General features: G+C 54.1%; 16 protein-coding genes and 1 pseudogene. 5 read left to right on the forward strand and 12 right to left on the reverse strand.

What is annotated here, in order from left to right:
• Positions 1-454: 454 nt before the first annotated feature.
• Both ACYQ0R_RS03200 and ACYQ0R_RS03205 read right to left on the reverse strand, forming a co-directional pair.
• A complete protein-coding gene (locus ACYQ0R_RS03200; protein WP_459820891.1) occupies positions 455-979 on the reverse strand; it encodes an Lrp/AsnC family transcriptional regulator in 525 nt (174 codons plus the stop codon).
• A gap of 94 nt (positions 980-1,073) precedes the next feature.
• Positions 1,074-2,414, reverse strand: coding sequence for an aminotransferase family protein (locus ACYQ0R_RS03205; protein ID WP_459820892.1), 1,341 nt, complete (start codon positions 2,412-2,414; stop codon positions 1,074-1,076).
• Positions 2,415-2,588: 174 nt separating this feature from the next.
• Between ACYQ0R_RS03205 and ACYQ0R_RS03210 the strand changes: the two genes are divergently transcribed.
• Positions 2,589-4,067: a CoA-acylating methylmalonate-semialdehyde dehydrogenase gene (locus tag ACYQ0R_RS03210; RefSeq protein ID WP_459820893.1), complete on the forward strand. Its 1,479-nt coding sequence runs from the start codon at positions 2,589-2,591 to the stop codon at positions 4,065-4,067.
• A 64-nt stretch (positions 4,068-4,131) separates the two neighbouring features.
• Here the strand turns inward: ACYQ0R_RS03210 and ACYQ0R_RS03215 are convergent, their stop codons facing one another.
• Both ACYQ0R_RS03215 and ACYQ0R_RS03220 read right to left on the reverse strand, forming a co-directional pair.
• A complete protein-coding gene (locus ACYQ0R_RS03215; RefSeq protein ID WP_459820894.1) occupies positions 4,132-5,355 on the reverse strand; it encodes an IS701-like element ISHala1 family transposase in 1,224 nt (407 codons plus the stop codon).
• A gap of 611 nt (positions 5,356-5,966) precedes the next feature.
• Positions 5,967-7,112, reverse strand: a complete 1,146-nt coding sequence (locus ACYQ0R_RS03220) for an ISH3 family transposase (RefSeq protein ID WP_459820895.1) — start codon at positions 7,110-7,112, stop codon at positions 5,967-5,969.
• Between the two features lie 49 nt (positions 7,113-7,161).
• Between ACYQ0R_RS03220 and ACYQ0R_RS03225 the strand changes: the two are divergent.
• Positions 7,162-7,505 (forward strand): annotated as a pseudogene (locus ACYQ0R_RS03225) (IS66 family transposase); the annotation flags it as partial.
• A gap of 70 nt (positions 7,506-7,575) precedes the next feature.
• Here the strand turns inward: ACYQ0R_RS03225 and ACYQ0R_RS03230 are convergent.
• The gene (locus ACYQ0R_RS03230; RefSeq protein ID WP_459820896.1) at positions 7,576-8,805 is read right to left on the reverse strand and encodes an MFS transporter; all 1,230 of its coding nucleotides are present in this window, start codon (positions 8,803-8,805) and stop codon (positions 7,576-7,578) included.
• Positions 8,806-8,926: 121 nt separating this feature from the next.
• Positions 8,927-10,012: a C45 family autoproteolytic acyltransferase/hydrolase gene (locus ACYQ0R_RS03235; protein WP_459820897.1), complete on the reverse strand. Its 1,086-nt coding sequence runs from the start codon at positions 10,010-10,012 to the stop codon at positions 8,927-8,929.
• Positions 10,013-10,282: 270 nt separating this feature from the next.
• Here ACYQ0R_RS03235 and tnpC (ACYQ0R_RS03240) point away from each other — a divergent pair, with 270 nt between their 5' ends.
• Entirely contained in the window at positions 10,283-11,719 is a 1,437-nt protein-coding gene (tnpC, locus tag ACYQ0R_RS03240) for an IS66 family transposase (protein ID WP_459820898.1), read from the forward strand.
• Positions 11,720-11,845: 126 nt separating this feature from the next.
• Here tnpC (ACYQ0R_RS03240) and tnpC (ACYQ0R_RS03245) read toward each other — a convergent pair whose 3' ends face one another.
• Positions 11,846-13,300: an IS66 family transposase gene (tnpC, locus tag ACYQ0R_RS03245; RefSeq protein ID WP_459820405.1), complete on the reverse strand. Its 1,455-nt coding sequence runs from the start codon at positions 13,298-13,300 to the stop codon at positions 11,846-11,848.
• Between the two features lie 352 nt (positions 13,301-13,652).
• Between tnpC (ACYQ0R_RS03245) and ACYQ0R_RS03250 the strand changes: the two genes are divergently transcribed.
• Positions 13,653-13,880, forward strand: coding sequence for a hypothetical protein (locus ACYQ0R_RS03250; protein WP_459820899.1), 228 nt, complete (start codon positions 13,653-13,655; stop codon positions 13,878-13,880).
• On the opposite strand, the gene ACYQ0R_RS03255 is transcribed toward ACYQ0R_RS03250, so the two are convergent.
• Positions 13,874-15,163 carry a site-specific integrase gene (locus tag ACYQ0R_RS03255; protein ID WP_459820900.1) on the reverse strand — a complete coding sequence of 430 codons (1,290 nt, stop codon included), beginning with the start codon at positions 15,161-15,163 and terminating at the stop codon, positions 13,874-13,876. The genes ACYQ0R_RS03250 and ACYQ0R_RS03255 overlap by 7 nt on opposite strands.
• A 29-nt stretch (positions 15,164-15,192) precedes the next feature.
• On the opposite strand from ACYQ0R_RS03255, the gene ACYQ0R_RS03260 reads away from it, so the two are divergent.
• Entirely contained in the window at positions 15,193-15,678 is a 486-nt protein-coding gene (locus tag ACYQ0R_RS03260) for an NAD(P)/FAD-dependent oxidoreductase (RefSeq protein WP_459820901.1), read from the forward strand.
• Positions 15,679-15,918: 240 nt separating this feature from the next.
• Here ACYQ0R_RS03260 and ACYQ0R_RS03265 read toward each other — a convergent pair whose 3' ends face one another.
• The 4 genes from ACYQ0R_RS03265 to ACYQ0R_RS03280 form a co-directional block, all read right to left on the reverse strand.
• Entirely contained in the window at positions 15,919-16,155 is a 237-nt protein-coding gene (locus tag ACYQ0R_RS03265; RefSeq protein WP_459820902.1) for a hypothetical protein, read from the reverse strand.
• A 56-nt stretch (positions 16,156-16,211) separates the two neighbouring features.
• On the reverse strand, positions 16,212-17,228 hold the full coding sequence (locus ACYQ0R_RS03270; protein WP_459820903.1) for a GNAT family N-acetyltransferase: 1,017 nt from the start codon (positions 17,226-17,228) through the stop codon (positions 16,212-16,214).
• A gap of 10 nt (positions 17,229-17,238) precedes the next feature.
• Positions 17,239-18,525, reverse strand: a complete 1,287-nt coding sequence (gatD, locus tag ACYQ0R_RS03275) for a Glu-tRNA(Gln) amidotransferase subunit GatD (RefSeq protein ID WP_459820904.1) — start codon at positions 18,523-18,525, stop codon at positions 17,239-17,241.
• 211 nt (positions 18,526-18,736) lie between these two features.
• Positions 18,737-18,928 carry a DUF7317 family protein gene (locus ACYQ0R_RS03280; protein WP_459820905.1) on the reverse strand — a complete coding sequence of 64 codons (192 nt, stop codon included), beginning with the start codon at positions 18,926-18,928 and terminating at the stop codon, positions 18,737-18,739.
• Between the last annotated feature and the right edge of the window lie 172 nt (positions 18,929-19,100).

Here is a 19,100-nt window from a genome sequence, read left to right on the forward strand (position 1 = left end):
TGGCCGGTTATCATAAAAAGCCACCCTTTACGCCGCACTCAAGCGATATTTTCGGACGATCTGGCATCATATTCAGGTATTGGTCGAATCATGAGTGCTAATATCGGAGAAGGGTTAAAATTCAACTGTAATTCGCAGGAGGAATGTTTGGCTACGCGAAGAACCTTGATTTTATATTCTTTGGGTTATCTGACCACCCTATTCACTTTCACCGCGGTGCGAGAACTCTTATTCGCGACACGTACGTGACACTCATGGACGGTGATTCAGAATGAAATGGAACGTTCCCGAAGAACTCCCGGTCGTAGTGGCTGACGCAAACGGTACCGTTGAAGACTGCTAGCTCTGTGGCGAGACTCACCGTCACGGTTCAGTTGGCCCAGACGACAAATTTCAACGTTGTGAGCTACTCGGTCCAGGGTACTACTACGCGAACATCCCGACGCGTAGATCTCTATTCGTTATGAGGGTCCAGAATCATATCAAGTGCTTCGTCAGTAAGATTAGATACTATAGGATGGTTGCTGTCGAACTCTTGCATAACGAACTTAGAGGAAGTCTCATTGACTCCCTCAATTGCAACAATCCGGTCAATAAGTTCGTTAAGTTGATCACGTGATTGTACTCGGCTAATGACAACAAAATCGATGTCACCCATTGTATAGAAGACCTGTTCAACACCCTGTAGCGCACTCAACTTTTCTCCAATGTCCTCAGAATAGCCGGTTTCGTGGGTGACTGAAACATCAGTAATCGCAACCATCTCTAAGCCAAGCGCAAGTGGATCAACGTCAGCCGTCACCCCTTGAATTACGTCGTTATCCTTGAGTTTATTTATCCGGTAATGAACTGCAGACTTCGAGATTTCCAGTTCTTCGGCTAATGTTTCGAGATTAGTGTCAAAGTCTTCCTCAACTCGTTCGAGGATAGCGAGATCAGTTTCGTCGAGATCCGAGTCGATGCGGAGTGTGTCGTCCATATGCATAGTCGTTAGGGCACTAAGATCAAGAATCCTCGCTTCACATTCGAGCGAAAACTGGAACAAGATTCAACATCAGTTTACATTGTTACAGTCAATACTCCATGGCTGCATCGGAAACGTCAAGGCCAGCATCAATCGCTTCGATGGCCTCATCGATCTCATCTTCAGTAATCGTCAGAGGAGGTGCAATTATTAGCGTATTAATCATGTTCGCAACATAGGCGCCGTGTTCGGCGGTGGTTGCGGATACCTCATCGACTACGGTTGATCCGGGGCTAATCTTGTCCTCACGCTCGCCGAATGGAACGCGCTTCTCAGGATGTTTTGTCAGTTCAATGCCCCGGAATAGTCCGACGCCGCGCGTATCGCCAACACTTGGATGTTTCTCTGCGAGTTCGTCGATTCTCTCGCCAAGATACTCACCGGTCTCACTTGCACGATCGATAAGACCTTTTTCCTGATAGGTTTCGATCGTTGCGAGTCCTGCTGCGACCGCTGCTGGGTGGCCAGCATAGGTATGGCCGTGACAGAGCATGTTTTCTTCAAAGTGATCAGCAATCTCGGAGTTGACTATCGTCGCACCCAGCGGTTGGTACGCGCCGGTAAGCCCTTTGGCCATCGTCATAATGTCTGGTTCGACGTCGAACACGTCGCACCCGAACCATTCACCGGTGCGTCCAAAGCCAGACATCACTTCATCACAGATCAGTAGGGCGCCATGATCATGGGCGATCTCTTTCAGTTGGGGAAGATATTCTTCAGGTGGCACCAGGATCCCATTCGAACCGACAATTGGTTCAACGAGGATCGCCGCGACTGTATCGCCCTCAAGCTCAAGCATCTCGTCAATGTATTCAACACTCTCCATCGGGTCAAGCGTCGACCCGTACGCATACGGGTCGGGTGCCTTGATCGTCCCAGGAATTCCAGGCTCAGACTTCAGCCGGCGGGGATCACCAGTGACACTGATTGAGCCGTAAGTTGCGCCGTGGTATGACCGGTACCTCGAGATAATCTTTTGTTTACCAGTGTAAAATCGCGCAATCTTGATTGCCGCTTCAACGGCCTCAGTTCCGCTTGTTGAGAAGAATGTCTTTGAAAGATCGCCAGGAGTTACTTCAGCGAGTTTCTTCCCAAGCTTTGCCCGATTTTCAGTTGTGTAATTTGGCGCAACATACGCGGCTTCCCGAAGTTGCTCATCGACTGCGTCCGCAACCTTTTCAGCCGAATGGCCGAGATTTGAACACATCAGCTGGCTTGAAAAGTCGATGTATTCGTCCCCATCAGCGGTGGTAAATCGGACCCTATTTGCGTCGACAACTTCAGTCGGCTCAACCTCTCTCTGGTAGGACCAGGTTCCGAATACGTACTCCTGATCCATCTGTTCCATCTCATTAAGATCTGTGGCGGCCGGAGGTTCTTGTTCTGACATCCGTATCTGTCCTCTTTTGGCCGAGTATTGATTAATCTTTGCCTCAAAACGATTTCTATAGAACACTGTTTTACCTTTTACCTCTTTTAGAGTGTTTCTTCCCGCAAAATACGCATTCGTTCGTACATAGGTCGGAAAGGCTTATTGTGCAAGAGGTACAGTTTCAGATGTCCAATGGCTCTCAGTACCACCCCTCCATGGGATGACGTACAGAATTATATTGATGGCGAATGGCGTACGCCAACCAGTAACGAAGGACAGGCTGTTATCAATCCTGCAACAGGTGACGAGATTTCATACGTTGGTTTCAGTTCTAACGAAGATATAGATGCCGCTGTTCAAGCGGGCCAGGAGGCGTTTGAAGAGTGGAGCACGCGTGCTGTTGAAGAGCGTATCCAGCCCCTGTTTGAACTTAAACAGTTGTTGGAAGACCATCAGGATGAACTTGCTGAGATCCTCGTACAGGAGCATGGGAAGACATTTGATGAGGCAAAAGGCGAGCTCCGACGCGGAATTGAGAACGTTGAGGTTGCCTGTGGCATTCCCTCAATGATGCAGGCAGGCCATCTACCCAATGCAGCGCCGGATATCGATGAAACGGCCGTCCGAAAGCCTCTCGGCGTGTTTACCGCGATCACTCCTTTCAACTTCCCCGGCATGATTCCATTATGGTTCCTGCCGTACGCGGTTGCGACCGGAAACGCGTTCATTCTCAAGCCAAGTGAGCAGGATCCTGTCGTTGCACAACGTATCTTTGAGCTTATCGATGAGGCTGGCTTCCCAGATGGGATTGTCCAGCTTGTGCACGGTAGCGTTGATACCGTCAATACACTCCTTGATCACGAGGGAATCGAAGGTGCCTCTTTCGTTGGTTCTACACCCGTCGCAAAGATAATCTACGAGCGCGCGGCAGCTAATGGGAAACGGGTCCAAGCTCAGGGCGGCGCAAAGAACCACATAATCGTTTCTGAAACGGCAGATCTCGAATTCGCCGCGAAAAAGACCGTTTCATCGGCCTGCGCCTGTGGGGGTGAGCGCTGTCTCGCTAACGATGTTGTCGTCGTTGAGGAAGGTGTTTATGACGAATTCGTCGACCTTGTGCTCGAGCAAGCCGAGTCCCAGACTGTAGGCTATGGCCTCGACGACAAGACCGACATTGGAGCATTGATTACATCTGAACACGAGGAAACCGTGCGTGGCATGATCGCGACCGGCATTGACGAGGGCGCCGACCTATTGCTCGACGGCCGCGAGGTAGAGGTCAATGGCTATGAAGACGGAAACTTCCTTGGGCCAACAGTATTCGGCAATCTTGATCCCGAGATGACGATAGCCCGTGAGGAGATTTTCGGTCCTGTGCTCGGTCTTATGTCGGTTGAGAATATAGACGAGGCAATCAACGTACTGAACCGTAGTGACTTCGGAAACGCTGCCAGTCTATTCACCAGCAGTGGTGCCGATGCCCGCAAGGTACGTCACCAGGCCGATGTCGGCAACCTTGGGGTCAATGCGGGAACAGCCGCCCCAATGGCATTCTTCCACTTCGGTGGCTGGAAAGATTCGTTCTTTGGTGATCTACACGCCCAAGGACAAGACATGATCCACTTCTACACAGACGAGCAGGTGTACATTGAGCGCTGGCCGGACTCCTGATTACCTCTAACAGTAGTTCCGAATTTGAGCGCTATATTTCAGTCGCATGGACTAACTCGTCGACTCAGCTTTGCACGTTAGCGTCAGCGGTTGAGTGAACGAAGAGGTGGTCGATCTCGGTCATCAAGTCATCGATACCGCGATCATCGTTGTCTCGAACCCACGAGAGAAGGTTGTAGACGGCTTCCTTCAGGGAGTGTTCGAGGTTCGCTCGAAGCGATGACGCCTTCGAGCGAACAGTCCCCAAGGCGCTCGACTCAGGATCAAGACGAACGAGACTGTAGGCAGCCATCAGAAGGTGCCAGTGCCGACTGGCACCTTCGTCGGTCTGCATCTCGTAGTCTCCAAAGCCGAGATCCTGCTTCGAGTCCTCGAAGAACGTCTCGATGCGCCAGCGCATCCCGTAAGAGCGGATCACGTGCTCGGTCGGTGCGTCGATTTTGTTCGTAGCGAGGTACTTGACCGGATTCTCTTCGTCTTCATCGGTCTCTTTCTCGGCGATAACCAGCTTCACGTCTCCCAGCTGGGAGACGGGAAGCTTCTTCGTCCAGATGTGGTAGGTATCGTCCTCGATGTTGCGCTCTGCGGTGTCGATGCGCTCTGCCAGCGCATCGACGCTTAGCTCTTCTCCGCCGTAGGTCACCTGTCGATTGCTCCGGAGCGGGCCGATCCAGTCCTTGCCGTAGGATTCGATGTGTTCAACGAGACCAGAATCGTGAGCGAACCACGAGTCGAAGAGGTAGGTGTCCGCAGGCACACCTACCTCTTCTTCGAGTTCGGTGACGATCTCGCGGGCGAGATCGTACTTGGTGTCGTGGTCTTGGTCATCTTCGTCCTGTTTTTCGTAGAGGCGGAAAGTGAGTGGGTAGGCGGTTTTATCGTCGGCGTAGAAGGCGTAGATGAGGTCTTGGCCCCAGACAGTGTCACCTTCAGCGTGATCGTAGAAGTGGCCGACGCCGGGGACTTCGTCCCCGGCTTTCTCGGTGATCGTGTCGTCGAGGATGATGTAACCACCCTGTGACCAGCGCGTTTCACCGTGTTTTTGGAGTTCTTCGAGGCGTTCGTGGTTGAATTGCTGTTCGTCCCAGTCGTACTCGGTGAAGAACTTGTTGAGGGCGCGTTTGCCCTTGGCTGGAAGGACTTCGCGTGCGATGCCTGCCACGGTCTTGTTGCTGGCCGCAACAAGACCGGTGGCGTAGGTTTTCGCGTGATGGCGCTGGGCTGGAGACAGCGACTCGAACTCGTCGAACACACGCGTACACGACAAGAACTCCGTAATCGGCATCATCCGTCCTTGCCACCGCCTACGTCATGCACCTACTTCAACGTGCAAAGCTGAGTCGTCGACAGAGAATGTCTCTGAAGAATGACTTCAGAAGAAAGTCACGACTCGAGCAAGGGGCGACGGAAGAGGGAATCACCGGATATTCCACCGGAGGGGGTTACAGAAGGAGACACCCGTTCATGGCGTCGAGATTTTGCTGACGTCGGCGGTCGTCCAGACCTTCTTCGAATGGAGTTTGCTGGCCCGGATTCCCCAATCGATTTTGATACCGTGAAAGCTCAACGGGCGATCCGATATTTCGACCTCACTCTGGCTCAGAGGAGCGATCTCTTCGAGGGGTGGACAACCTCCCATAATGATCAAGATAACTTTTGCAAATATGGACTGAGGAACTGGTCGATCCAGGACTCAGTCGATCACATCAGAAGGCCCACGACTCCGTCCAGTAGCCGCTAAATCGTTGTCCTCGGCCCCTCGATAGTCTTCGGAAGGATGGAGCGGCTGAATTCTGGCGTTGCTCGGCTGTCGAGGCGTTAGTCAGTCGCTGTCGGCGGCAGATCGCCGCCGACGCGACAGCGTCGCCACTCACGACCGCTGTCCGGATTGGTGGACAGCTACCGGAAGAACCGGTCGTCGAGTGGTTGATTCGCTGGGACAGCCCTGCGGACACCTAGAGCTGTCCAAGCGGCCCGCAGTACCATTTCACAGAACTCCGTGAACGACCAGTCCCAGAGGCGTCGCCCCCCTCGGCGGGGCGACGCCACGTACTTCCAGTGGAGATACCGCCAACTGTTCTGGAACAGCAGGCTCACCACAAACATCACCAGCCGCAGGCCAGCGTCTTGAGAACTGGTGAACGCGAGGCTCTGTTTGGCTAACCGATAGCTCGATTCGATGCCGAAACGCTTGCTGTAGTGTTCTCGGGCATCGCGTGGCGTGTCGATGAACGGCGCGTCAGCGGCGTAGCCGTGACGCGCCACTCCGTGTTCATCGTACCGCCCCTGCTGGTACACACAATCGATGAACACGGGAAACGTTACCTTGCCAGCGAGATCGTGTTCGATCTCGCGGCTCCAACCTCTGCTGAGTTCGTCTTGAATCGTCTCGCCCCACTTGACGATCGGCATAACGTAGGCGTAGTTGTGCGCGTACAGCAGCCCGAGACAGGTGCTGTTGTAGAAGCCGCGATCAAGGTAGACGGCCTTGACGCCGAGGTCAAGGCCGTCGAGCAGTTCGAGAAACTCAGCGAGGACATCGCTGGTGGTATCGCCAGCGACCAGCTGGCGAACCGCCAGCGTGTAGCGCTTGTTACGTACCCGCGCGTACAGTGTCGCATAGGCGTGAAACGCAGTTGTTCCTCGTTTCGCTTGCGAGAAGTACAGCGCCTCCGTCTCGTCCTCGTCACCGTAGTAGGGATCAAGGTGGAGGTCTACGCAGACCTCCACCGGTCGATCCGGGAGTGTCTCGAGGGCATCTCGTTGTAGGAGCGTGTCTCCAACCGCCTCAACCGAGTCAAGCTCAAACTGCTCAGTGAGATGTCCCCGGACGGTGTTGGCGTGTGGCGAGTCGTCGGTCGTTTCGCAGACGTGGTTGATTGAGGTCCCGCCGGCGCTGGCGCCGGCGAGGACCTCGTACAGTTTCTCTGTCGTGACCTCGATGTCCTCACCGAGATCTATCGCAAGCTCTTCGTCAAGGCTGTTGACGACAAAATTAAGCAGGTGCTCTTCCTCTATCTCGCTGTCTGCTTCGGTAGGTTTCACACTTTTGCCAAGCAGACACTTTCACTCAAATCCGATGTGATCGACTGGGCTTAGATCGCTCGTTGAGCGGTCAGTAACCGACGAGGCAGTGGCAACACTACTCGGGAAGATCGAAGGAGGGATTGACCACTGGCTCACCTTCGTCGGTGAGCCAGCGGTCTCCCCGACGAACAACGCAGCTGAGAATGCACTTCGTGAACCAGTCGTTCTCCGGAAAATCATCGGGACACTCCGGAACGATCAAGGTATGTTCGTTCACGAGACGATCTTGTCCCTGCTGGCGACATGGCGCCAGCAGGGACGCAATCCTACGAAGAACTTCGCCGAGTCGTCAGCAACAATGAGATGATCTCACGGGCTCACGCTGTACCGGCTGTCGAGACTTCGGGGTAAACTCATACGTAATAGCAAATTAGACGTTTTTAAAGTCAAGGCTTCAGGTAGGGTTGGATAGACAATCATCTTATACGCACCGGTCAGGGACAAATAGACTAAATATTGTTGCAATCCCAGCAAGCAACGCAAGAAGAAAAAAAGCTTCTTCAAAGTATCCCATATCAGCGAAGAAGCCAACGATCGCTGGACTCGTTGCGCCAATCAGAAGCCACACTGTTCGAAGCAAGCCAAGTCCAGACCCTTTTAACTCCTCTGGTAACGTTGTGGAGATGAAAGTATTAGTGATCACACCAGCACCGCTCCTGCTACTGAGAAAGATTGTTAGTATACCAATTAATATTGCCCCGTGTATAAAAGGCAGCAACAACAAACTCGCACAATAGATCCCAAGCAATGCGACTAGCGTTCGCCGGGGACCAAATTGGTCACGAACCGTGCCCACTAGAGGTTGCACGACAATCCCGAAAGCGAAATACAAGCCATATAGGATTGCCCCCACACTCGGCGAGAGCCCTTTTATTTCAACCAAATAGGTCGGATATAGTGCCAAAAACCCTTGACTCACGAACGCTGCAATCACATGAGCAGATACTAAAACAGGAATTCCTTCCCTACACACCGATACAAAAATATCCCGGATTAACTCCAACGATGGGGTGTTGTTTATTGGTGTGCTTGTTCGTCTCGGAACAAGTAGCCACAACGTAATTGATAGAAAGATGAATATCGGAATAAGTGCACCGAACCCAAGCCGCCATGAGGTATATGATGCAATAGTAGCAGCCACCACTGGAAGCAGAGTATTTCCGACACTTCCTACGGCCATTGTGAACCCAACGGCAGTCCCCGAACGGTCTGGATAAATGTCAGTGAAAATCGTAAATCTAGTCGGACCGTATAGTGCTGTTGCAAGTCCAAAAGCAATAGTTCCGACAAATAGTAAATAAACTGTATTTGAAATAGTTACTAAGGCAATTCCTACTACAGATAGAAGAGTACTGACGACAAGTATATTTCCTTCTCCAAACCGATCACCAAGGACGCCACCTGGAAACTGCCCTACAGCATATGCTACCCATAGAATTGATACTAAAAGACTTGCCATCGAAAGGGAGATCGAAAATGCATCTTGGAAAAACGGTAGTAGTGTTGGGTATGCAAAACGGACTCCAATAGAAAAAAACCAACCTATACTAACTGCTAAAAGAATCCATCCCTTTCCATCCTCCAATAGGTCAGATGTGATCCCATAGACACTAGTTTCTGTCTTCTCAATCACAAGCGTTTCACCGGCCATTCGGCCACATCATTGATACTACAAATAGGAATTCGGGGCACTATTTGTCTTGATACTACCATGGCACCGGTAATGTGGTACCCATTTTAATAACCACTTTAGATAAGCGATAAATTAATGGCTAAGGACCAGAATTCACTTCGAATTCAAGATATTCATTTTCGCATGGGGGACCCCCGGTAATCCACATTCTTTTATTCGTAAGATCCATTATGGAACTATTATTTGTATATGATATATCGTTCAGTTCCGGTCTAGAATGTCGACAGAGGCTTTTTGGTTTGCCACTATGGTCTGAAAGAATGCTCTTAATATCAGAGATAGATATATCTTTATCAACATTATCAAACATCCTTTTCATTCTAATATGGCGAGTTACAGAATGCGGCTTTTTTTGCTCAAGTGTGCTTTTAAAACTATTCTCGCCGACAAAATGGTTAGTATGAGTGATAAGACTGTTTTCTGGATGGAGAAAATCATAATTATCAGGTGTAGTTTCGATATCCACCATTTCACCATTCCCGTTTGCTACTAGATAGTTTCTAGAGGTAGGTCGATTACTGTCAATAATTGCTCCAACAGCTTGATCTAGTCGGTTAGCATTCAGAATCTCTCGACTCCGTACGTGAGAGGGCTTTCGAAATGGATCTTCCCCATCTTTAGGAGTAGATAAACCATTTACAACAAATCCGATACCATGTTCATTTAATCCAAATTTTCCTCCTACCATGCCTGCTTCCGTGAGCATCAATAAGTTCGGCTTGTTTGGTCGTCTCACGTCTAAAACAATTGATTCTACTGGGAGTTTCCAATCCCAATTTTGACCAATTAGGGAAATATCGTCTACAGTCTTTTCCGGTTGAACACCAAATGAAGAACAGCCATCTGGATCACTAATTTCATCGTTTTCATATGCACTATAAATTATCGTGTGCCTCATATTAACTAATACAATATCAGAAAGAGACTGACCACTACCCTCTGCCACGCCTTTCATTTCCTTTAAGTAATCACTATTAGTCTCCTCGACTATATCAATAAATTCCTTACTTTGTCTGTTCGCAGTACCTTCATCAATCCCATATTTTGAAAAAAAATCATAATAAAAATCAATGTTACTTTTTATTTCATCGGTGAATTTTTTTCCATGCTGTCGGCCGATTTCGTACGGCTCTCCAGAAATCATTGCTTTTTGGACTTTAGCCATAGTTAGTAATCTATTTGAAGCCACATTAATATTGTGATATTTGATACAGCTATTGCCCCCCATATACGATATCTAGTACAATATTAAAACAAAATATCCTATTGTTTTATAATAATTGTACGTGTTTACCCCCAGAACGATTTCGCCACTCTCTCGTAAGTTGCCCCTGACCTCGTAGTAGAGCAATGCAGACGACAGGGTATTCCCCGAGGGACGGTCTCCGGCAGGGAGACCGTCCCGTGTCTTCTGCACTAGCCGAGGGGGGTTCTGATGGTTACTGATGAGAAAGTGAAGCAACTGCTTGAGCGGATCACTGCCCTCGAAAACCGCGTTGATGAACTTGAGCAGGAGAACGAAGAACTGAGGCAAGAAAATCAGCAACTCCGTAAAGAGAACAAGCGCCTCAGAGCCAAGATCCGATGGTACGAAGGACCACATACACCGCCGAGCAAGGACCAGTCGGAGCAAGAGGAGTCGTCCTCGTCCGACGGGGACGAGGACGACGAACAGCCCCGTACTGACGGTGGCACGCCCGGCCGAAAGTCCGGACATGACCCGGAATGGCGCGACGCTCCCGATCCAGATCAAGAAATCGAGGTCACCTGTGACTGCTGTCCAGACTGTGGTGAGGCGTTCGACGAGTCGGCGGGCGTCAGCCCCCGACTCGTCGAGGAACTCCCTGACCCACAGCCACCGGAAGTCACTCAGTACAACCGGCACCACTACGAGTGTCACTCCTGTGGAGCTGAAACCGTCGCCTCACACCCCGACTGCCCCGATGAGGGGCAGTTCGGGGTGAACGTCATCGCACAGGCAGCGCTCTCTCGGTACGACCACCGTCTTCCATACCGGAAGATCGGCGACCGCTTCGAACAGCTCCACGGACTGGAGTTGTCTGGCGCGTCTGCATGGCACGCGACCGAGCGCGCTGCGCGCGCCGGTCGCTGTGAGTACGAGCAGATCCGCCACCAGATCCAGCAAGCCGACGTTGTCCACGTTGACGAGACTGGAATCAAACGTGACGGCGAACAGGCGTGGATCTGGACGTTCACTACCGAGGAACATACGCTGTACGCGGTCAGGGAGAGTCGAGGAAGCGATGTTCCCGCAGAAGTCCTCGGCGAGGACTTCGCGGGAACGGTCGTCTGTGATGGCTGGACGGCGTATCCGGCCTTCAGCAGCAACCTCCAGCGGTGCTGGGCGCATATTCTACGGGAGGCTGAAGACGCCGCTGAGAAGCAACCGGAAGGCGAACCGATCCACCGTGCTCTCAAACAGCTGTACGTCGCTCTCCAGATTCGACTGGAGAGCGACTTGACAGTTCGTGAGCGAGCAGAACTCCAGCACGTGGCCCGGAGAGAGCTTGAGTCGCTGATAGAGCGGTCAGTGCCCGACGGACCAGTGGCAACACTACTCGGGAAGATCGAAGGAGGCCTCGACCACTGGCTCACCTTCATCGGTGAGCCAGCGGTCTCTCCGACGAACAACGCGGCTGAAAACGCGCTTCGTGAGCCGGTGGTTCTCCGGAAGATCATTGGAACGCTCCGGAACGACCGCGGTATGTTCGTGCATGAGACGCTGCTGTCCCTGCTGGCGACCTGCCGCCAGCAGGGACGTAATCCCTACGAAGAATTCAAGCGAATCGCTCGAAACAATGAGATGATTTCACGAACTCAGGCAGTGCCCGCTGTTGCGTCCTCGGGGTAAATACATACTAATAATTTTACTTATTTCCCTATTGTTTAAATTGACAAAAGTTGTCGCAAATCAGATTATCCCATGAGTAGTTGGATAGCAAGACAAAGATACACCGCTCAGTGATGCCTCTCGTCCTTACCGAAGTTCTCTCCCACCCAGAATTGACTGGAGCTGTTCAGGTGGATCAAGTCCTCGTCGTTTCCACGTCGCCAACATCGTTGTTATTGTCTCGTGAATCTGGACCCCTTCTGCCGAACGCAGGGTCCGAAACATCTTCCGAAGGACTACTTGCTCGCGCAGAGCCCGCTCTGCGCGATTATTCGTTGAATCAACACCCCGTTCGGTCACGAACGTCAGCCAGTGACCCAAGCCATTGCTGATCTTCTTGATCAGCTGCTGAACCTCTTGGGCCTCGTAACCTTCCCTCACCAGGCCCTCCAAGTGTAAGGATGCTTCCGCCCGCTTCTGCTCGCGGGCGGAAGCGGACGGATCTCCTTCGACGAACGTCGTTAGATCGTCGTGGAGTGCGTGCAACTCTTCAGACAGCCGCTCTGCTTCCTCGTACCGTTCAGCGACGTACTCAGCCTCCCGCAACAGGTGCGCCCAGCACCGCTGCAGTTTCGTGTGATAACTCGAATACGCCGACCAGCCGTCACAACTGAGCGTCGAGTCCTCGGCGAATTCCTCGCCGAGGACGTCTTCTAAGACTCCACTTCCTCGGCTTTCATCAACCCAAAACAGCACTTCGTCATCAGTGACGAACGTCCACGCCCAGTGTTGTTCTCCATCGACCGGAAAGCCTGTTTCATCGCAGTAGACGACCTCACTCTCCCGAATCTTCTCTTTGACATCCTCGTAAGCGGGTCGCAGACCGGCTGCGACCCGCTTAGTCAAGTTGTAGATCGTCCGGTGAGAGATCGGAAGGTCGAAGTCCCAGTCAAACAGCTCGGCCTGTTTCCGGTTCGGCAGTCGTTGATGGAACCGACCGAGAGCGGTTTGGGCCATGATATTTGGCCCAAACCGCCCCTTTTCGGGACAGTCAGGATGCTCAGCAACAACCTCGTTACCACAAGAACAGTGGTGTTTACCGAGCTTGTACTCGGTAACAGTGGTTGGAACAGGAAGCGGTACGTCAATAATAGTCCGTGAAACGTAGCTATCAGGGCTAGAGAGGATTTGCTCACAGTCTGGACAGAATCCCTGATCAACGAGGATCGTCTCTTCTGGTTCAGGTGCTGTTCGAGTTGTTCCCTCGTGACCTTCGCTGCGTCCAGGCGATGAGTCGCTGGCGGCGTCAGAGTCGCCGCCAGCGTCGTCTTCATCAGGTTCTTGGTCTTCGTCCTCGGTTTGGTCGTCATCGCCTGATGAATTAGCCGCACCACCCTGTCTACTGGGTGGTGTGTTTGGATTTTCGTACTGCTTGAGGCGAGCCTCAAGCTGTTCGATCTTCTGTTGTTGTGCAGTAATCTGGCGTCGCAGCAGCTGGTTCTCAAGCTTCTTGACTACGAGCTGCTGGCGGAGTAGCGAACTGTCGTCGGTGCGGATCACGGAATCTGTCGATTCCGTTGATCCGCGACTCCCCAGCGACACAGTAATTCAGCAGTAGTGAACGATCTATGAGACTGCTACGAAATCGTCTCGACATGGAACTGCTATCCAACTACTTCTCTCCTTTGAGGGAGAAAAGTAAGTAGAGATCCTTTCGAGAATACCGGGGTTTTCCTTCGGTTTCTCCTTTGGATTCGTTCAGCTTACATTTGAACTGTTGAGAGAGTCGTTCAAGGCTCTTCAAAACCCGTCCCCGTGGGGTCTAATAACGGGGCTTCAACCCTCCCGGTCGGGGGATATACACCGGGCATAGTGGATTTCACATTCCCACTACTTTTGTTCCTTTCCCGTGTGTGGATAAGATTTAAAAGTGGGTACGTTCAAGCCGGGGATAATGAGTAGTGAACTAGAAAAGAAGGTCGAAGAGTATCAAGAGGATCTACGTACTGTTGCTAATGCTGATTGTTCTGCTTCATGGATAGCACATACTATCCTAGGGCGTTTCGATATGGATACGATGGATACTTCTTCCCAACCAGAAAACCCACAAGAACCGTCTACAGAAGCAGATATATCACCTCAAAATCCATCTGAACCCGAAGGGTCTATCTTTGCTTATTGATTCTTGAGTCTATCAGCTAGTTCATCCATCAATTCAGGATCACTAGCGATTTCATCAATCAGGTTCTCTTTGATGTTATCAAGTGATTCCTCTTCTTGTCCCTCAAGTTCTCCCTTTGCTTCATATACATCTTCTTCAATTTTGTCTTTAGCGGCTTTAGCATCGGGAGTAAATATCTCCCCACAATTCGGACAAGCCTTAGCTTCGGGTGGTAGATTCTCATAGCAGGTAGGGCAAATTTCAGGGGTAAGAGTAGACGACTCTTCTTTCTCTTTAATCCCGGCTCCTACCTCTGCTTTCGAGATATGATCATCCGCCGTTAAGTGACTATACGTCGTTTCCATAACGTCTGAACCGGGATTATGTCCGATGATGAATTTGATTGTACTGTCGTCTAAATCGTAATCTCTCTTGGCGATAGTGACAAACGAATGCCTGAAATGATGCACATTAGTCGGTTTATCGATTTCAGCATCTTCACCGATCAACCTAAGTCGCTTATTGATATGTTGAGCCGACAGAGCTTCACCAAAACGGTCCCCGTATCTATGCTCATATTTGGGCAAATGAGTAATAAAAGCAGATTCGGGTTCATCCGCCGTGGGATGTTTATTCAACCAATCTAAACAGGCTTGTCTCGCGCCTAACAAGGGACGTTTACGACTTTGTGAATCGGCTCCTTTCAACCCTGTAACCGAATCGTTCAGATAGAATATACCCTCTTGAGGTTTCACGTCCTTCACTCGAAGCGATTGTAACGCTCTTACTCTTTGTCCGGTATTCAGAGCCAACTCAAAGATCGCCCGGTCCCTATCGTTCGGGATTACGTTACGCATGGCTTCAATATCTTCACGGTCGAATATATCCGTTTCATCCACTTTAGTCGGTTCGTCTTTTACGATATAGACTTTATCGGGATCTACATTCAAATCCGTATGATAGCGATAGAACGAAACGATAGCACATTGGTATAGTTGAACCGTGGTTTTTGATACTCTCTCTAGTTGCTCTTCCATGAACTGATTTATTTGGTCCGTATCAGCCTCAAGGAGAGATTGATCTAACCTCTTAGCAGTCAGACGGACGTTATCACCGTATGTGTTGAGACTTTGTTTCTCAAGTTCATTCCCATCGGGATCCGGGGTACTGATTTTATCTTTGTCCTTTGCGTCTAACCATTCACGGATGTATTCAGCCTCTTCGGGAGAGATATGCTCTTTATCTTCGGCTTTACCGATTCTCTTTCTCATACGGGTGTATTCCTCTTCGGGCTTTGTAGCCATACTACAGCAAATGAGAGTCTACTTATTGAATGTTCGGGAGTATCAAAGCGCATCTGTTCAACTATCTGGGGGTCGGCTCGGTCGACGGGTCGGCGTTCATGGAGACGGCGAGAACCCAGGTCGACGGCTTCGGCGTCGACCGACGACAGGGCGAGGCGGTTGAGGACGTCGCCGAAGTCGACGACGGGTTCGTCGTCGAGACGGCAGAGGGTGAGTACACGGCGTCGTACGTCGTGCTCGCGACGGGTGCGAACCGCGAGTTAGCGGAGTCGCTCGGCTGTGCGTTCGACGGCGACGTCGTCGATGTCGGCGTCACGATGGAGACGAGCATCTCGAACGCGTACGCGACCGGCGCGATGGTCCGCGCCGAGGAGTGGCAGGCGGTGATCGCGGCCGGCGACGGCGCGGCGGCCGGACTGAACATCCTCTCGACTGAAAAGGGCGACCGCTACCACGACTTCGACGTTCCTGCCGACGCGACCGCCGTGTTCGGCGCGATGGGCGACGAGAAGTAGTCCGGACGACCGATCGGTCGCGTTAACCCGGAGTAGATAGCCGCCGGGTGCTGGTCCGTCCCCTGCCGCACGATGGCTTTGGTCTCCTCGAACAACTCCTCGCACAGTGATTCCAACTTCTCCGAATCGCCCCGAGAGCTGTCGTTCATGATCGGAAAGTCACTCCGTTCAGGGCAAAGCAATTCCTGATACAGTCTGCGGGCGAGTGGGTCGTACAGATTGGCGACACGCTTCCAGTAGCTACCCGCCCCCGTTCGTCCGACTCGCGGGGCCGACATCGCGGTGGAGATACATGTACAACAGCACCGGCAGTATCGTGAACACGAGCGTCGCGAGAAACCAGACGAGCGCCCGGTCGCTTCCCCGGGCCTTCGCGTCTCGGTAGATCCACACGGCGACCGCGAGGACGATTCCGTAGATCGCCCCGTAGTAGAGAAACGACCGAAACGCGTCGAACTGGAGGACGACCGGATCCATGCGGACGGGTCGGAGACGAACTGAAAAGAGCGTAGCGGTTCGGAGCTGGCCCGCGGCTACTCGACGCTCCCGACGGTCGGATCCGTGAGATCGGCGCGCAGAACGAACTCCGGCTCGGCGGCGATGTCGACTCGGTTCGCGGCGGTGTCGCTTACGTGGAGGGTCGACTCGGGGATCAGAACGCGGGTCGCGTCCGCCCCACGCTCGGCGGCGTCGGCGGCGATCGCCGCATACAGGGCTCCGGCGGCGTCGACGTTGCGCCACGCGGCGACGCCGTACACCGCGGTTCGTTCGATCCCGTCCTCGCTCTCCTGCTCGTCGAACCGCGTCCGTACCGCACAGGCAGCGATACCGTCGTCCTCGACGGCGATCAGCCGCCCGTCGTCGGCCGCGGTCGACAGCCGGGCTCTGGTGAGCTCCGAGCAGGCCCAGCTCTCGGCAGGGTCGAGTGCGAGCCCACGGAGTCGGTCGCGTGCGTCGCTGCGTTGCCAGAACCCCCAGGCATCGTCGGGATCGGGGTCGTCGATCGCCGTCGATGGCGTTCCCGGTTCGGGCCTCGGGCGGGCGAACCGAAACTCGGCCGCGGGATCGAACCCGGCCGCACGCGACTGGCCGAGTCCGGCGGCGTTCCACGAGAACACCAAGTTCCGGCAGACGGTTGCGCCTGCCGAACGCGCCCACTCGAGGGTCGCCTCGGTAAGCCGGGTGCCGACGCCGAGCCCGCGAACGTCGGGATTCACGCGGATCCCCTGTGCCCACGCCTCCCACTCGGAGAGCAACACACCCTGCACGCAGCCGACGACCGCTTCCGGCTCACCCGTGGCCGCCGCGCCCGTGCCGTCGCCCTCGACGAGGATGTCGGAGTCGACCTCTCCGCCGGTCGTCGCCTCCGCGGCCGCCTCGGGGGTCACCGTCGCGATGAGCGTTCGCTGCTCGTCGTCGTCCGTCCGTACCCACTCGGCGAACACCCGCGGGATGTAGTCCTCGTGGCGGTCACCCCACGTGTCGTCGGTGAACGCCGCGACTGCGCCGGCGTCGACCTCGCGAGCGTCGCGGATCGTAATGTGGCTCATGCTTCAGCGGTCACCGCCACGGCTGTGACTCCTCGGTCAGCTCGCCGGCCAGGTTCCGCCGCATCGCCCCGGCCGGGTCGCTCGTGTTTGCGAGCGCCCACATCAGCTTCACCTTCGCCGTTCCGGGGAGCGTGTCGCCCGCCTCGACCACGCCCGCGTCAAGGAGGTCGCGACCGGTATCGTACACTCGGTCACAGACGCGCCCTTCGAGACACTGGCTCGTCATCACGACGGTCGTGCCGGCGTCGACGAGTTCCTCGATCCGAGGGATGAGATCGGTGTGAACGTGTCCGAGTCCGGTTCCTTCGATCACGACGCCCGCCTTCTCGTCGAGGTACGCCCATGCTTCGGGGTCCATCCCGGGCGTGAACTTGACGAGTTCGACGTCCCGCTCGAGATCGGTGGCGCTCGTGAGCTCCCGCTCGCCGCGGTCGATCGGCTCGCGATGCCACGTGATCGCCTCGTCCGCCGCGCTCCCGTCCGCCCCGGCCTCGCTCGCGGCCGCGTAATCGATGACACCGAGTGGTTTGGCGCCGACCGTCTCGAACGCGTCTCGACGGGAGGTGTGGTTCTTCCGAACGCGCGTCCCGCGGTGGAGCGCGCAGGCGTCGTCGGACGGGGTCGCGTGCATGCAGACGAGCGTCTCCGCGTGGTTCGCTTTCGCCGCCTCGACGGCACACACCGCGTTCATCACGTTGTCCGAGGAGGGGCGGTCCGCGGAGCGCTGGCTTCCCGTGAACACGATCGGGACGGGTGAGTCGAGCGTGAACGCGAGCGCAGAGGCGGAGTACTGCATCGTGTCGGTGCCGTGCATCACGACGACGCCGTCGGCTCCGGCCTCGATCTCCGCCTCCACGGCTGCGGCGAGCTCCTGCCATATCGTCGGATCCATGTTCTCCGAGAGGATGTTGGCGACCACGCGCCCGCGGTAGTTCGCGCGACCGGCCAGATCCGGAACTGCACGCAACACGTCCTCGGCGTCGAACTGGGCGGTCACCGCGCCGGTCCGGTAGTCGACCGTCGACGCGATCGTGCCGCCGGTAGAGATGAGCGAGACGGTTGGGAGATCCCCGTCGAAGACGATCTCGGAGACGTCATCACCGTCGGATCCTCCGCCGGCGTCCACGTCGCGCGCGCCGGATTCGACCACCTCGACATCGGCCGTCTCACGGTCGATACCGACGTTGTAGCCGCCGTCCAGCTTCACGACGAGATGGTCGTTCGTCGTCGATGGCAACAGCACGCCCTCGTTCGTGACGTCCCCGTGGTCGACGCGGACTCGATCTCCCGGTTGCATGCACACGGCTATCCGGGCGTCGGACTTGAATCCAACCGTTCCGTCACTCCGACTCGCCGGTTCATCGATCCCGCGGCACGGCCCGTCGGCTACGGGATAACGGGTGGAACCCGAGCGAAAACGCCGGAACACGGCGCGGACGAGACGCTCGGGCAAGACGCTCGGAAGGCGGTGGCGGGGTGGGTTCGCTCCGATCCGGGCGTGGGTCGAATCAGTCGGCTCGGGCCGTACGCTCCTCGCCGAACACGGCGGTGCGCTCGGAGTCGGTTACCTCGATGCCGCGGCGCTCAAGCTGCTCGACGAACTCCTCCTCGCTGAGGCCGGCCTGTTTGGCAGCCTGGGACAGTGTCAGCGTTCGGGCACCGTACAGCGTCAGCGCACTCGACAGCCCGTGTGTGGCCATACACGACCATCGAATACGAACGATTATGAAGGTTACTAATTCTTAGAGGGGCATGATACACCTTATACGATATTAATAACCATGCGCATTTCGCGGTGGCAACTAATGGCACTCGGCCGAGTCCCGGTGGAATTATCAGTCTCGGCGGCCGATTCGAGGTATGGACAGACAA

The organism is Halorubrum luteum (genome assembly GCF_054652935.1).

Bases quoted from the DNA above. Each gene is read 5' to 3' on its own strand.
- ACYQ0R_RS03250 (WP_459820899.1), top strand. From the start codon at position 13,653: ATGAGTAGTGAACTAGAAAAGAAGGTCGAAGAGTATCAAGAGGATCTA.
- ACYQ0R_RS03230 (WP_459820896.1), bottom strand. From the start codon at position 8,805: ATGGCCGGTGAAACGCTTGTGATTGAGAAGACAGAAACTAGTGTCTAT.
- ACYQ0R_RS03205 (WP_459820892.1), bottom strand. From the start codon at position 2,414: ATGTCAGAACAAGAACCTCCGGCCGCCACAGATCTTAATGAGATGGAA.
- ACYQ0R_RS03260 (WP_459820901.1), top strand. From the start codon at position 15,193: ATGTTCGGGAGTATCAAAGCGCATCTGTTCAACTATCTGGGGGTCGGC.
- ACYQ0R_RS03270 (WP_459820903.1), bottom strand. From the start codon at position 17,228: ATGAGCCACATTACGATCCGCGACGCTCGCGAGGTCGACGCCGGCGCA.
- gatD (WP_459820904.1), bottom strand. From the start codon at position 18,525: ATGCAACCGGGAGATCGAGTCCGCGTCGACCACGGGGACGTCACGAAC.
- ACYQ0R_RS03215 (WP_459820894.1), bottom strand. From the start codon at position 5,355: ATGATGCCGATTACGGAGTTCTTGTCGTGTACGCGTGTGTTCGACGAG.
- ACYQ0R_RS03235 (WP_459820897.1), bottom strand. From the start codon at position 10,012: ATGGCTAAAGTCCAAAAAGCAATGATTTCTGGAGAGCCGTACGAAATC.
- ACYQ0R_RS03280 (WP_459820905.1), bottom strand. From the start codon at position 18,928: ATGGCCACACACGGGCTGTCGAGTGCGCTGACGCTGTACGGTGCCCGA.
- ACYQ0R_RS03210 (WP_459820893.1), top strand. From the start codon at position 2,589: ATGGCTCTCAGTACCACCCCTCCATGGGATGACGTACAGAATTATATT.
- ACYQ0R_RS03255 (WP_459820900.1), bottom strand. From the start codon at position 15,163: ATGGCTACAAAGCCCGAAGAGGAATACACCCGTATGAGAAAGAGAATC.
- ACYQ0R_RS03200 (WP_459820891.1), bottom strand. From the start codon at position 979: ATGGACGACACACTCCGCATCGACTCGGATCTCGACGAAACTGATCTC.
- tnpC (WP_459820898.1), top strand. From the start codon at position 10,283: ATGGTTACTGATGAGAAAGTGAAGCAACTGCTTGAGCGGATCACTGCC.
- ACYQ0R_RS03265 (WP_459820902.1), bottom strand. From the start codon at position 16,155: ATGGATCCGGTCGTCCTCCAGTTCGACGCGTTTCGGTCGTTTCTCTAC.